The organism is Streptomyces sp. SLBN-31, from assembly GCF_006715395.1.
Taxonomy (GTDB): Bacteria; Actinomycetota; Actinomycetes; order Streptomycetales; family Streptomycetaceae; genus Streptomyces.
This window is the reverse complement of record NZ_VFNC01000001.1, coordinates 2,611,203-2,624,661: the sequence shown is the minus strand read 5'-3', so window position 1 is coordinate 2,624,661 and position 13,459 is coordinate 2,611,203. Positions and strand designations below refer to the sequence as shown.

The following is a 13,459-nucleotide window of genomic DNA, read 5'->3' as shown; positions in this document are numbered from 1 at the left end:
AGCGTGTTCGAGCAGATGCCCGCATACTTATCAGACCACTCACGCGAAACAACACCCTCTAGCGGCAGATTTCCGGGATTCTGACCGTAGTGGTCCGACCACCTTGACGGTTAGACTGCGGCGCACCCGGTGAGTGGAGGAGTGGCGTGGACGAGACAGCCCCGCAGAAGGGCACCGTGACGCAGCGCGCCATCGAGCAGATCAAGGCGTTCATCGCGGAGGGCCGGCTGGAACCGGGCCAGCGCCTGCCCACCGAGCGCGACCTCGCCGTGCAGCTCGGCATCTCCCGCAGCTCGATGCGGGAGGCGATCCGGGCGCTGACCGTGCTGGGGGTGCTGGAGGCGAGGCACGGCTCCGGCATCTACGTCACCCAGCTGGAGGCCGGCGACCTGCTGGAGACCTTCGGCGTCGTCGCCGACCTCTCGCGGGGGCCGCGCCTGGTGGAACTGCTGGAGGTGCGGCGCATCCTGGAGTCGACGGCGACGGCGCTGGCGGCGGCCCGCATCACGCCCGACCAACTGGCCGAGGTGGAGAAGCATCTGCTGGCGATGAACGTCACCGACGACCCCGAGGAGATCCTCGCCCACGACCTCGCCTTCCACCGCGAGATCGCGGCGGCGGCCGGCAACGACACCATGGCGGCCATCCTGGACGGCCTGTCGTCCCGGACCTTCCGTGCCCGGGTCTGGCGCGGCTACCAGGAAGAGGGCGCCTTCGAACGGACCCGCCGGGAGCACGCGGCGATCCACCGCGCCCTGGTGTCCCGCGATCCGGAGGCGGCACGGGCGGCGGCGGCCGCGCACGTGGGCGAGGTGGAGGAGTGGCTGCGCGCCCAACTGGGCGGCTGAGAGGCGCGGTTCGTACGGTGGCCCGGGCGGTGACGAACCTGACGAGGTGACGGGCCGCCGGCCGGGGGGGGGCCGCTCCGGCAGCGGACGTCCGACGGATCCCCCGTCGATGCCACGGGCCGGCCGCCACCCCCGGTGGGCCCACCCCCGGCGGCGCAGCACCCGCAGCCGACGACTCCGTGCCCCCGGCCGGGAGTCGCCGACGGTGGAGTGCCGGAGTCGGGCACGACATCGCGTCGCTCCGTCCCGCCCTCCGCCGCGGCGGAGGGCGCCGACGAGATCGTGCTCGGCGTCCGGCCGGAGCGGCATGTCGACCAACGCGCCGGCGGTCGGCCGATGTGGCGGGAGCGGCGCACAGCGCGGCGTCCGCGCTGGGCGTTACATCGACATGTCGACCACCACGTCAGTCTCGGTGGGTGTTGAGGCGGGACGCCTGGCGGGTCAGATGGTCACGTTCGGCGAGGTTCGGGGCCTTGTGGGCCGCCTCGGCGTACAGGCGGGCCGCCGTGGCCAGGTCGCCGTCGCGTTCGTGGAGGTAGGCCGCCACCGCGGTGTACCGGGGCACGGCGGAGTCCACCTGCGCGAGCGCGGCCAGGCCGGCGCGCGGTCCGTCCGCCTCGCCGACGGCGACCGCGCGGTTGAGCCGGACGACGGGGCTGTCGGTCAGGCGCGCGAGTTCGTCGTACCACTCGACGATCTGCACCCAGTCGGTCTCCGCGGCGGTGGGCGCGTCGGCGTGGAGGGCGGCGATGGCGGCCTGCGCCTGGAACTCGCCCAGCCGGTCGCGGGCGAGGGCCGCCTGGAGGATCCCGATGCCCTCGGCGATCAGGCGCGTGTCCCACCGGCCGCGGTCCTGCTCGGCGAGCGGGACCAGCCCGCCGTCGGGCGCGGTGCGGGCGGCGCGCCGGGCGTGGTGGAGCAGCATCAGGGCCAGCAGCCCGGACACCTCGGGGTGGTCGACGGCGGCGGCGAGCTGCCGGGTGAGCCGGATGGCCTCGGCGGCGAGGTCGACGTCACCGGAGTAGCCCTCGTTGAAGACGAGGTAGAGGACGCGCAGCACGGTGGCGACGTCCCCGGGCTGGTCGAACCGCACGCCGGCCACGGTCCGCTTGGCCCGGCTGATCCGCTGGGCCATGGTCGCCTCGGGCACCAGGTAGGCCTGGGCGATCTGCCGGGTGGTGAGTCCGCCGACCGCGCGCAGGGTGAGGGCCACGGCGGAGGACGGGGTGAGCGAGGGGTGGGCGCACAGGAAGTACAGCTGGAGCGTGTCGTCCACGGCGGGCGCGGGGCCGGGAGCCGGTTCCTCCTCGACGCGGTCCTCGCGTCGGCGGCGTGCGGTGTCCGAGCGGGTCTGGTCGAGGAACTTCCGCCAGGCCACGGTCACCAGCCAGCCCTTGGGGTCCCGGGGCGGGTCGGCGGGCCAGCCGCGGACGGCCTCGACGAGCGCGTCCTGTACGGCGTCCTCGGCCTCCGCGAAGTCGGCTCCGCGGCGCACGAGGACGGTGAGCACGCTCGGGGTGAGGCTTCTGAGCAGTGCCTCATCCACCGGGGTGGCACTCCGTGACGGTGGGCGACGCGGCGAGGAAGGGCCGCAGCTCCAGCCACTCGTGGATCGGCTTGCCCCCGGCCCCGGGCGCCGCCGACAGCTCCCCCGCAAGCTCCACGGCCCGCTCGTGGCTGTCGACGTCGATGACCATCCACCCGGCGATGAGGTCCTTGGTCTCGGCGAACGGCCCGTCGGTCACGGGCGGGCGCCCCTCACCGTCGTACCGCACCCAGGTCCCCTCGGGAGCGAGTGCCTGCCCGTCGACGTACTCCCCGCTCTTCACCAGCCGGTCCGCGAAGTCCCGCATGTACTGCACGTGCGCCGAGATCTCCTCAGGCGTCCACTGTTCCATGGGGACGTCGTTCACCGGGGCCGGGGCGCCGCGGTAGTGCTTCAGCAGCAGGTACTTCGCCATCGGGGTTCTCCTCGGTCCTGGTGCGACCCATTGTGGCCGCGTTCACCCCTGGGACGGAGCAGGGCCGCCGTTCTCGACATCGCCGCCCGAGAAATTCTTCAGGCAGGGCATGTGCGGCCGTCAGTGCATGGTCATGCCCGGCGGCACCTGGGGCCTTCCGCGCGGTACGAGCACCAGGGCGACCAGCGCGCTCGCGGCCGCGGCGACCGCGCCGAACGTGAAGGCGTCCGAGAACCCGGCGGCCGTCCCGTGGTCGATGCCGGAGGCGGCCACCGTGGACATCACGGCGACGCCGATCGAACCGCCCACCTCGTGGAAGGTGTTGACGACGCCCGAGGCCAGCCCGGCCTCCTCGTGGGCGACCATCGCGAGCGCGGTGGTGGTGGCGGTGACGAGGACGGCGCCGAGACCGAAGGAGGCCACGGCGAGGCCGGGGACGACGGCCGCGTACACGCCGGCGCCTGCGGACAGCGTGGTCAGCGGTACGGTCCCGGCGGCCGCGACCGCCATGCCGGCCACCGCTGTGGCGCGGCTGCCGATCCGGCCGACCAGCCGGGAGCCCAGGTGCGCCCCGAGTCCGGTGGCCACGGCGACGGGCAGGAACACCAGCCCGGTCCGCAACGGGCTGAATCCGCGCACGTGTTGGAGGTAGACGGAGCCCAGGAAGAAGTAGGCGATCAGCAGCGCCGTCGCCGTCAGCATCAGGAACACGCCCGCGACGACCGGACGGCGGGTGAACATGCGCAGGTCCATCAGCGGGGCGCGGGAGCGGCGCTCGACGGCGACGAAAACGCCGTACAGGAGGAGCGAACCGAGCAGCGGCAGTACCGCGGGCGCACTCCCCCATCCCGTGTCGCCCGCCTTCACCAGGCCGTAGATGAGCGACGCGGTGCCGGTGGTCGCGAGCAGCGCGCCGGGCACGTCCAGGCGCGCCGGCCGGGCCGGGCGCTTGGGGAGCAGGGCGGGCAGGACCGCGAGGGCGAAGGCGCCGACGGGGACGTTGATGTAGAAGACCCACTTCCAGCCGGGGCCGTCCGTCAGTGCGCCGCCCAGCAGGACGCCCACGGCGGATCCGGTGCCGCCGATGGCCGCCCAGACGCCGAGTGCCTTGTTGCGTGCCTCGCCGTGGAAGCCGGTGGTGACGATCGACAGGGCGGCCGGGGACATCAGGGCGGCGCCGACGCCCTGCAGGGTGCGGCCGGTCAGCAGCATGGGTGCGCCCGTCGCCAGCCCGCTGACCAGCGAGGCGGCGGTGAACACCGCGAGACCCGCCAGTACGGTGCGGTGGGCGCCGAGGGCGTCGGCGAGCCGGCCACCGAGCAGCATCAGTCCGCCGAAGCAGAGGGTGTACGCGGTGACCACCCAGGTCAGGGTCTCGCGGCCGAGGGCGAGGTCGGCGGCCATGTCGGGCAGCGCGACGTTCACGACGGTGACGTCGAGGATGAGCATGAACTGCGCCAGACAGAGCACGGCGAGCAGCAGCCCCGGTCGGCGCGTGGCGGTGTCCTCCTGGGGAGCGGGCGGATGGTGCGCCGTGTCCGGGGTGGTGCGGTGGAGGTGGCTCATGGCTACTCCTCGGGTCGTTTCCTGCCGGTGGACGGCATGCCAGGGCCCTGCACACCCATCGATCTGAACTGTACGGCACAGTTCAGATGAACTCAACGGTACAGTTCAGATACCTGGGTAGACTCGCCCCATGAGCCCGAGGAACGCCGCCACCCCCGCCACCGCGCATCCCGCCAAGCAGCCGCCGGCCGGCCCCCGCGCGGAGGCGAAACGGCAGGCCATCGTGAAGGCGGCTCGCGCGCTCTTCCTGCGGGAGGGTTTCGACGCCAGTGTCGACGCGATCGCCGCGGAGGCGGGCGTGTCGAAGGTGACGGTCTACAACCACTTCGGCAGCAAGGAGGCCCTGTTCGTCGGGGTCGTCAAGGACTCCCTGGACGCGCCGCTCGACGACACGCTGGCCGCGGCGATCGAGGGGCTCGGCGACTCGGACGACCTGCGGGAGGCCATGGTCGCCGCGGCGCGGGCCTGGGTGGCCGAGGTCCGCGCGAACCCCGACGTCCTGGCCCTGCGCAACGTCGTCGCCCGTGAGCTGCACCGCTTCCCGGAACTCGCGGCGGCCTGGCACCGCCGGGGTACCGAGCACCATCACCCGGCGATGGCGCGGGCGCTGCGGCACCTGGCCGACGAAGGACGCCTGGAGGTCGGTGACTTGGACGTGGCGATCCTGCAGCTGTACTCGCTGCTGGTCTATCCGCACCTGGTGTTCAGCGCCTACGGCGCCGAAGTGGACGACGACCTGACGGACCGTCTGATCACCGGCGGGGTCGACATGTTCCTGCGGCACTACGGAGCACGGGCCGACAGGAACCGCGACCCCGCCTGACAAGGACGGTCCGCCCGGTCGGCGCCTGCCTACGCCCTCCGCAGCCGCAGCGTCACCAGCTCGAAGGGGCGCAGGCGTACGGCGACACGCGCGCCGTCGCGCTCCACCGCGGCGCCGTCAGCCAGCGGCCGCTCCAGGAGGTCGGTCACCGTGACGTCGGCGACCTCGAACCCGGCGCGGAGCACGGCCCGGACGCGCCCGCCGTGGGCCTCGTGGAAGCGGACGACCACATCCCCGCTCCCGTCGTCGGCCAGCTTGACGGCGGTGATCACCACCGCCTCCTGATCGACCGAGACCAGCGGCGCGACCTCGCAGGCGCCCTCCACCCGCCGCTCCGGGACGTTGATGCGCCAGCCCTCCCGGACCGCGTCAGCGATGCCCGCCCCGGGCACCAGCGCGTGCCGGAAGCGGTGCACTCCCTGGTCGGTCTCCGGGTCCGGGAAGCGCGGAGCGCGCAGCAGGGACACGCGGACCGTGGTGGTCGTGCCGCGGTCGCCGTCGGTGCGCACGGTACGGGTCACGTCGTGGCCGTAGGTCGAGTCGTTGACGACGGCGACACCCCAGCGAGGTTCCTCCAGGTGGACGAAGCGGTGGTTGCAGGCCTCGAACTTCGCCGCCTCCCATGAGGTGTTGGTGTGGGTGGGGCGGTGGAAGTGACCGAACTGGGTCTCCGACGCGTACCGTTCGGCGTGCACGTCGAGCGGGAAGGCGAGCTTGAGGAACTTCTCCGTCTCGTGCCAGTCCACCTCCGTGTCCAGCACCAGCCGCCGCTCACCGGGCGGCAGCGACAGCACCTGGGTGACACGCGACGCGCCGAAGGAACGCACGACCCGCACGGACGTGCCGTCCTCGCCGGGGCTCACCTCGTCGGCGTCGGTGAGGTCCGTCACCGTGTTGCGGTAGAACTCGTCCACGTCCCAGGCGTCCCACATGTTCGGGAAGTCGGGGTGCAGCTGGAGGAGGTTGGCGGCCCGGCCGGGGGCGATCGTCTCGCGGTCGGCCGTGCTGTCGTAGGCGGACACGACCAGACCCCGGGCGTCGATCTCCACCCGCAGCAGACCGTTGTCGAGGACGTGCCCGCCGCCGGGGCGCGGCGAGAGCCGCGTCTCCCCCTGGATGAGTGCCGTGCCCGCGGCGCCCGCGGGGATGCCGGCGCGGGCGTGCGGGGCCGCGTTGAAGACGAGGGGCGTCGATCCCTCGCCCGCCAGGGCCCCTTGAGCGGCGTCGATGACGGCGTTCAGTTCGACGGCGACCCGCTCGTACGTCGCCCGCGCCTCCCGGTGCACCCACGCGATCGACGACCCCGGCAGGATGTCGTGGAACTGGTGCAGCAGCACCGTCTTCCAGAGGCGGTCCAACTTCTGGTAGGGGTACGGGAATCCGGTGCGTACGGCGGCGGTGGCCGCCCAGAGTTCGGCCTCGCGCAGGAGGTGTTCGCTGCGGCGGTTGCCCTGCTTGGTCTTCGCCTGGCTGGTGAGCGTGGCGCGGTGGAGTTCCAGGTACAGCTCGCCGACCCATACGGGCGGCTCGGGGTATTCGGCCTCGGCCTTCTCGAAGAAGTCCCGCGGAGTCTCCCAGGTGACGGTCGCCGAGCCCTCCAGGTCGCGCACGCGCGCGGCCTTCGCGACCATCTCTCGGGTGGTGCCGCCGCCCCCGTCGCCCCAGCCGGTCGGGGCGAGGGAGTGGCGGGCGACTCCTTTGTCCTTGAAGTTGCGTGCCGCGTGGGCGAGTTCGCTGCCCTTCATGGAGCAGTTGTAGGTGTCGACCGGCGGGAAGTGGGTGAAGATCCGGGTTCCGTCGATGCCTTCCCAGCGGAAGGTGTGGTGCGGGAACTTGTTCGTCTGCGACCAGGAGATCTTCTGGGTCAGCAGCCACTTGGAGCCGGCCGCCCGGATGATCTGCGGCAGTCCGGCCGCGAAGCCGAAGGTGTCGGGCAGCCAGGCCTCCTCGTTCTCGATGCCGAACTCGTCGAGGAAGAAACGCTTGCCGTGCACGAACTGACGGGCCATCGCCTCCGAGCCGGGCATGTTGGTGTCCGACTCCACCCACATGCCGCCGGCCGGCACGAACCGGCCGTCGGCCACGGCCTTCTTCACCCGCGCCCACACCTCGGGCCGGTGCTCCTTCACCCACGCCCACTGCTGGGCCTGGGACATGGCGAAGACGAAGTCGGGCTCGTCGTCGAGGAGCGCCGTCATGTTGGAGGTGGTGCGGGCGACCTTGCGGACCGTCTCGCGCAGCGGCCACAGCCACGCCGAGTCGATGTGCGCGTGGCCGACCGCGCTGAGGCAGTGCGCGGAAGGAGCGGCGGGGGTCGCCAGCACCTCGGCCAGACGCGAACGGGCCTCCTCCGCCGTGGCGTTGACGTCCTGCAGGTCGATCGCGTCCAGCGCGCGCTCCACCGCCCGCAGGATGTCCCAGCGCCGGGCGGACTCCACCGGGAGCTCGGCCATCAGCTCGCTGAGCACCTCCAGGTCGATGACCAGCTGCCACACGGTCTCGTCGAAGACGGCGAGGTCCATGCGGGTCAGGGTGTACTGGGGGTCGCTGCCGGCGGTCTCCCTGTCGCCCAACTGTGTCGGCAGGAAGGGGTGGTAGTCGAGGATGACCGGGTTGGAGGCCGCCTCGATGTGCAGGCGCACCTCCTCGCCACCCTCGACGGGGGCCCCGATCCGCACCCACTGGTTGCGCGGGTTGAGACCCTTCACCGGGGTGCCGTCGGGGCGGTAGACCAGGCCCTCGCACTGGAAGCCGGGCATGTTCTCGTCGAAGCCGAGGTCGAGGATCGCCTCGACGGTCCTTCCGGCCCACGCCCCGGGCACCGTCCCGGTGACGCGGAACCAGCTGGTCGCCCACGGAGCACCCCAGCGGGCACCGACGGCGATCGGTTCGGGCTCGGCCGCCAGCCCCTCGGCGACCGGCACCGGCTCACCGGGCGCGTGCCACACCGCGACCTCCAGCGGCACGCTCTCGGGGTACACGGCGGGACGGAGGCGCTCGTCCAGGACGCGCTTGAGACGGGCTTCGACCAGGGTGCGGTCGTCATGCATGCGGGTGCTCCGTAGCTGTTCCGGTGGCGGGTGATCACAAGGAGTGGGTGGTTACCGGGTGCGAGTGGGTTACCAGGTGCGAGTGGTTACCCGGTGCGGGTGGTCACCAGGTGTGGGTGGTCACCAGGTGTGGGTCACGGTGACGGCGGCCGACGAGGTGTAGAGCTCCCCCACCGCGCGCAGCTCCAACCGCGCCGCTCTCTCGCCCTGTTCGGGCTGCAGGCCGGCGAGGAAGTACGCCCGCTGGCAGGTCGCGCCGAGGAAGCGGCGGGTGCCGTCGGCCAGGAGGCGGTGGAGGGTGTAGTGGCGTACGTCGCCGGGTGCGGGAGCCCAGGCGAGGCGCAGGTCGCCGCCGGAGGCCGCCGTGACGCGCAGGCCGGAAGGGGCCTCGGGGGTGACGACGGTGTCGCGGACCGCGAGGCCGCCGAGACGCCACTTCACCGGGCCTTCGCTCGCGGTGAGCCGTACGGCGATCGAGTGGAGCGTCCCGGAAAGACCCGTGAGCGGGACGGTCACGGTCTTCCAGCCGTTGACCGGGTTCACAGGCAGATAGGTGTACGGCGGTGTCGCACCCGGCGCGCCCGGTTCCGCCAGGGCGACCGCGAGCTCGACGTTCACAGCCCCCGTGTCCGTCCGGTGCGTCAGCTCGACGACCGTGTCGGCACCGACCGGCAGCCGTGTCGCGTACAGCTCGACCGTCGTCGGCGCGTCCAGTTCACCGTCGACCAGCACGCTGCTGCCGCCCCGCCACGCGTCCGCGAAGTCGAACGACACGGCCGGCCGCGCCCCCGCCGTCCGTACCACCCATTGCCGCGAGGGCAGTCGGTCCTGGAGCCCGAGGTGGTTCCACGGCGTGTCCGACGTGACGGCCCCGTCCTCGTACCAGCGCAGCCCGTGCCCGGTGTTGAAGGTGGTCGCGAAGGGCACCCCGCCGACCGTCGACCGGTCCGCGACCGACACGGCGGGCGCCCGCCAGGGGTCGGCGGCGTCGGGCCGCGAGGGATCCAGTGAACGCCCGGTCCAGAACCGGTCGTCGGCGGCGTGGAAGTCGCCCGGAGTGCCCGAGGCCGGCAGGTGGTTGCGCGTCCACTCGGGCCGGTAGAAGCCGATGGACGTGATGTGCGCCTTGCCGCTGGGCACGATCGCGTCCCAGTCGACGACCGTGTCCGGCCCGTTCGACTCGACGTCGACGCCCGCCCACAACTCGTAGCGGCTGCGCCCCAGTTGCCCGGCCTTCTGCCCGGAGGAGGCGAGGCTGCCCGCGCTCCAGCGGAAGTCGACGAACATGTCGTCGGCGGCCTGGAAGAACGCCTGGTTCTGACTGTTCAGCGCCCCCTGCCAGCTCACCGTCCCGTTCACGGTCATGGCGTCGTACCAGGTCACCCGCTGTCCCCGGCCCCTTGCCAGCGCCTTCAGCTCCTTGACGAAGCCGAGCATGTCGGCGCCCAGCGCCGCGTTGCCGCCGCCCGTCTCGGCGTTCACGAACCAGCCGTCGAAGCCGTACGCGGCGGCCACGGCCACCAGCTGCGCGGCGAGCGGGTAGTGCCCGGCGGCGTCCTTCTGCGCCAGGTCCCGCGTCCACCGCAGCTGTCCGCCGTAGGTCACGGGCGGCAGGAAGATGTTGCCGAGCACGGGGACGCCGTGGCGGTGGGCGGCGTCGACGATCGGTGCGTTCGGGGCGAGGATCAACCCCTCGCCGGACGAGCCGCCCCAGAACACCAGCTCGTCGAGGTACGCCCAGTGCGTGAGGGCGTAGTAGTCGGCGGTGGCCGAGCCCTGCGAGGGGTTGCCCGAGGTCGGCCCGAAGGACACCAGCGACTGGACGCGGGCCTGCCCCGAGCGGGCGGTCGTGTTCGCCGGGGTCGGGGTGAAGCGGGGTGCCAGCGGCACCGAGGCGGCGTTGAAGGCGAGGTCCGGATCGCCTGCGGCCGTCCAGGACTTCAGGCTCCGCCAGGTGATGCCGGTGCCGGGCGAGCCGGAGGGCAGGGAGTCGGGGTACCAGTACGAGGCGTACGGCTGGGTGGCCGCGACGGTGGCTTTCGGGGCGGCGGAGGCGGGCAGCGGGGGCAGCAGGGCGGCCGCGGCGCCGGCGAGCAGGACGGTGCGTCGGGTGGGGTTCACGAGCTGGTGCCTCCTTGTGGGGTGGGGAGTACCTGTTCGGGAGTGACGACTTCGGTGATGGCCCGGGCGGCTAGGTGGTCGCCGTCGTCCGCACGGGTGTCCAGGACGGTCGTGGGCCGGGCGCCGTCGGCGGTGAGCCGGAAGAAGGCGTCGAAGACCGGGCCGCCGGGCGCGCAGCGGGAGCGCGAGCCCGGCTCCGCGGGGACCACGAGGGCGGTGGTCCGGGGCGCGGGCGCCGGGTGCTCGCGCGATGCCGCCGCGGCCAGTACCCGTGCCGTGTCCTTCGGGTGCCGGTCGTTGGTCAACAGGCCGAGTCCGTATTCGAGTTCCGGGAAGTCGACGAGCTCCCGGGACACGTCGTGGGAGCACCACCAGGTGATGCCCCACAGGTCGGGGCAGTCCAGCGCGTTCACGACGGTCGCCTCGGTGAAGGCGGCTGCGTGCTCGGGCGGGACCAGCGGCGCGGGTGCGCCGACCTCCTGGAGCCAGACCGGGCGGTGCGGGTCGTCGGCCCAGGCCTTGGAGAGTTCGACGAGGTAGGCGGCGTGGTGCTCGGTGGGGACGGCGGTACGGCCATGGCGCTGGGCGGTGCCGTTGAAGACCCAGGAGTGCACGGCCGTGACCGCGCCGTGCCGGGCGGCCTGGGCGGGGGTGAACGGCATGTCGTCCTGGTACCAGGTGGCGTCGTACTCGGCGTGCAGGTGCAGTCTGCCGGGGGCGCCCTTCTCGCAGGCGGCCAGCATGCGCGCCAGCCAGGCGTCGATCTCGTCCCCGGTCGCCCGGTCGGGGTCGGGGTGCGGGCCGGCGGAGAACTGGTTGACCTCGTTGCCGAGGGTCATGCCGAGGAAGTTGGGCCGGTCGGCGAGCGCGGCGGCGAGCGTGCGCAGGTACTCGGCCTGGCCGTCGAGCACCTCCGGGTCGGTGAACAGGTTGCGCCGGTGCCAGGTGCGCGTCCACGCCGGCAGGAAGTCGAAGCTGCTCAAGTGCCCTTGCAGGCCGTCCACGTTGACGTCCAGCCCGCATTCGGCGGCCGCGTCCACGAGCTGCACGAGCTGCTCGACGGCCCGCCCGCGGATCAGCGTCCTGTTGGGCTGGAAGTACGGCCACAGCGGGAAGACCCGCACGTGGTCCAGCCCGAGCGCGGCGATGGAGTCGAGGTCGGCGCGTACGGAGTCGGGGTCGAAGTCGAGCCAGTGGTGGAACCACCCTTCGCTGGGGGTGTAGTTGACGCCGAAGCGCACGGCTGGAGGCATGCGGTGTCCTTGCGGGGGCGAGTCGGGGATGTTCAGCCCTTCACGGCGCCCTCGCCCACCCCGCGGAAGAAGTACCGCTGGAGACAGGCGAACAGGGCGATCAGCGGTGCCACGGCGATGACGGTGCCGGCGGCGACGAGCCGTTCGTCGTTGGCGAAGGTGCCGTGCAGATAGTTGAGGCCGATGGTCAGGGTGAACTTCGAGGGGTCGCTCAGCACGATCAGCGGCCACAGGAAGTCGTCCCAGGCGCCCATGAAGGCGAAGATGGCGACGACCGCGACGGTTCCCCTGACCGATGGCAGCGCGATGCGCAGGAACCGCTGCCAGACGTTGGCGCCGTCGACGTAGGCGGCCTCCTCGATCTCGTACGGCAGGTTGAGGAAGGCGTTGCGCATCAGCAGCACGTTCATGGCGCCGATGCAGCCCGGCAGGACGACCCCGACGAGGGTGTTGTTCAGGCCCAGCTCCCGCATGGTGGTGAACTGGGCGATGATGATGCCCTCGACGGGCACGAGCATCGCGAGGATGAAGACGAGCGTGGCGACCCGGCGCCCGCGGTAGCGCAGCCGGGCGAGTGCGTAGCCGGCGAGGGCCGAACCGACGCAGTTGGTCACGACGTTGGCGGTGGCGACCTTCAGCGAGTTCAGGGCGTAGTCCCAGACCGGGATGGTGTCGGCGACGCGTTCGTAGTTGTGCAGGGTCGGATGGCCCGGCAGGAACCTGGGCGGGGAGCTGAAGATGTCCTCCGTCGGCCCCTTCAGGGAGGTGGACAGCTGCCACAGGAACGGGCCTACGGTCAGGGCCAGGACGGCGAGCAGCAGCGCGTAACGCAGGATTAGTTCCCACATCCGGATGCGGCGGCCGTGCTCGTCGGTGACGCGGGGTTCGCGCGCCGCGGGCTTCTCGGTCCGCGGTGGTGCCTTCTCCAGGACGCTCATGTCCCGTCCCTCCGGTCGGCGCGCAGTACGAGCAGCATCAGCACGACGGTGACGACGAAGACGACCACGGAGATGGCCGAGGCGTAGCCGACGCGCCCGGTCAGGCCGGTGCCGGTGCGCTGGACCAGCATGACGAGGGTCGTGTCCTCGCCGGCCGGTCCGCCGCTGGGCCCCGCCATCAGGTACACCTCGGAGAAGACCTTGAAGGCGGCCACCGAGGACAGCGCGCCGACCAGGACCATGGTGGAGCGGACGGCGGGCACCGTGACAGTGAGGAAGCGGCGCACCGCTCCCGCGCCGTCGACGGCGGCGGCCTCGTGGAGTTCGCGGGGGACGTTCGCCAGCGCCGCCAGATAAATGATCATGTAGTAGCCGAGGCCCTTCCAGACCGTGACGGCCATGGCGCTCAGCAGGAGCAGCCACTGGTCGCTGAGGAAGCCGACCCGGCCGACCCCGACGGTCTCCAACAGCGAGTTCACCAGGCCGCGTTCGTCCAGCAGCCACACCCAGATCAGCCCGACGACGACGATCGAGGCGACGACCGGGGTGTAGAAGGCGGACCGGAAGAAGGTGATGCCGGGGATGTTCTTCTGGACCAGCAGCGCGAGCAGCAGCGGCAGGACCACGAGCGCGGGGACGACCCCCACCACGTAGAGCGTGCTGTTGCGCAGGCCGATCCAGAACATGTCGTCGTGCAGCAGCTCGCGGAAGTTGGCGAGCCCTACGAACTTCCCCGGGATCAGGGTGCGGCGGTCGGTGAGGGAGTTGACCAGCGTGGAGACGAAGGGGTACAGGATGAAGACGCCGGTGATCAGCAGCCCGGGCGCTGCGAACATCCATGGGCTGAACGGCAGTTGGCGCCGCACGCGCTGCACCCGGGAGGCGGTGGACAGGGCCAT

The 13,459-nt window shown here is 72.1% G+C and carries 10 protein-coding genes; 2 read left to right on the top strand and 8 right to left on the bottom strand.

The window, feature by feature from the left end:
* Window positions 1-146 precede the first annotated feature (146 nt).
* Window positions 147-848 carry a FadR/GntR family transcriptional regulator gene (locus FBY22_RS12020; RefSeq protein WP_142144894.1) on the top strand — a complete coding sequence of 234 codons (702 nt, stop codon included), beginning with the start codon at window positions 147-149 and terminating at the stop codon, window positions 846-848.
* A 403-nt stretch (window positions 849-1,251) separates the two neighbouring features.
* Here FBY22_RS12020 and FBY22_RS12015 read toward each other — a convergent pair whose 3' ends face one another.
* From FBY22_RS12015 to FBY22_RS12005, 3 genes are all read right to left on the bottom strand, one after another.
* Window positions 1,252-2,394, bottom strand: coding sequence for an RNA polymerase sigma factor (locus FBY22_RS12015; protein ID WP_142144892.1), 1,143 nt, complete (start codon window positions 2,392-2,394; stop codon window positions 1,252-1,254).
* Window positions 2,387-2,809: a YciI family protein gene (locus tag FBY22_RS12010; protein ID WP_142144890.1), complete on the bottom strand. Its 423-nt coding sequence runs from the start codon at window positions 2,807-2,809 to the stop codon at window positions 2,387-2,389. The genes FBY22_RS12015 and FBY22_RS12010 overlap by 8 nt, the downstream gene beginning before the upstream one ends.
* 120 nt (window positions 2,810-2,929) lie before the next feature.
* Window positions 2,930-4,375 carry a DHA2 family efflux MFS transporter permease subunit gene (locus FBY22_RS12005; RefSeq protein ID WP_142144887.1) on the bottom strand — a complete coding sequence of 482 codons (1,446 nt, stop codon included), beginning with the start codon at window positions 4,373-4,375 and terminating at the stop codon, window positions 2,930-2,932.
* 130 nt (window positions 4,376-4,505) lie between these two features.
* On the opposite strand from FBY22_RS12005, the gene FBY22_RS12000 reads away from it, so the two are divergent.
* Window positions 4,506-5,198 (top strand): TetR/AcrR family transcriptional regulator, encoded by a 693-nt coding sequence (locus FBY22_RS12000; protein ID WP_142144885.1) that lies wholly within the window; start codon window positions 4,506-4,508, stop codon window positions 5,196-5,198.
* A gap of 29 nt (window positions 5,199-5,227) precedes the next feature.
* On the opposite strand, the gene FBY22_RS11995 is transcribed toward FBY22_RS12000, so the two are convergent.
* From FBY22_RS11995 to FBY22_RS11975, 5 genes are all read right to left on the bottom strand, one after another.
* Window positions 5,228-8,248: a glycoside hydrolase family 38 C-terminal domain-containing protein gene (locus FBY22_RS11995; protein WP_142144883.1), complete on the bottom strand. Its 3,021-nt coding sequence runs from the start codon at window positions 8,246-8,248 to the stop codon at window positions 5,228-5,230.
* Window positions 8,249-8,368: 120 nt separating this feature from the next.
* Window positions 8,369-10,369, bottom strand: a complete 2,001-nt coding sequence (locus tag FBY22_RS11990) for an endo-beta-N-acetylglucosaminidase (protein ID WP_142144881.1) — start codon at window positions 10,367-10,369, stop codon at window positions 8,369-8,371.
* Window positions 10,366-11,622 (bottom strand): glycosyl hydrolase, encoded by a 1,257-nt coding sequence (locus FBY22_RS11985; RefSeq protein WP_142144880.1) that lies wholly within the window; start codon window positions 11,620-11,622, stop codon window positions 10,366-10,368. Before FBY22_RS11985 ends, FBY22_RS11990 begins: the two co-directional genes overlap by 4 nt.
* 32 nt (window positions 11,623-11,654) lie before the next feature.
* On the bottom strand, window positions 11,655-12,560 hold the full coding sequence (locus FBY22_RS11980) for a carbohydrate ABC transporter permease (RefSeq protein WP_142144878.1): 906 nt from the start codon (window positions 12,558-12,560) through the stop codon (window positions 11,655-11,657).
* Window positions 12,557-13,459 (bottom strand): carbohydrate ABC transporter permease, encoded by a 903-nt coding sequence (locus FBY22_RS11975; protein WP_142144876.1) that lies wholly within the window; start codon window positions 13,457-13,459, stop codon window positions 12,557-12,559. Before FBY22_RS11975 ends, FBY22_RS11980 begins: the two co-directional genes overlap by 4 nt.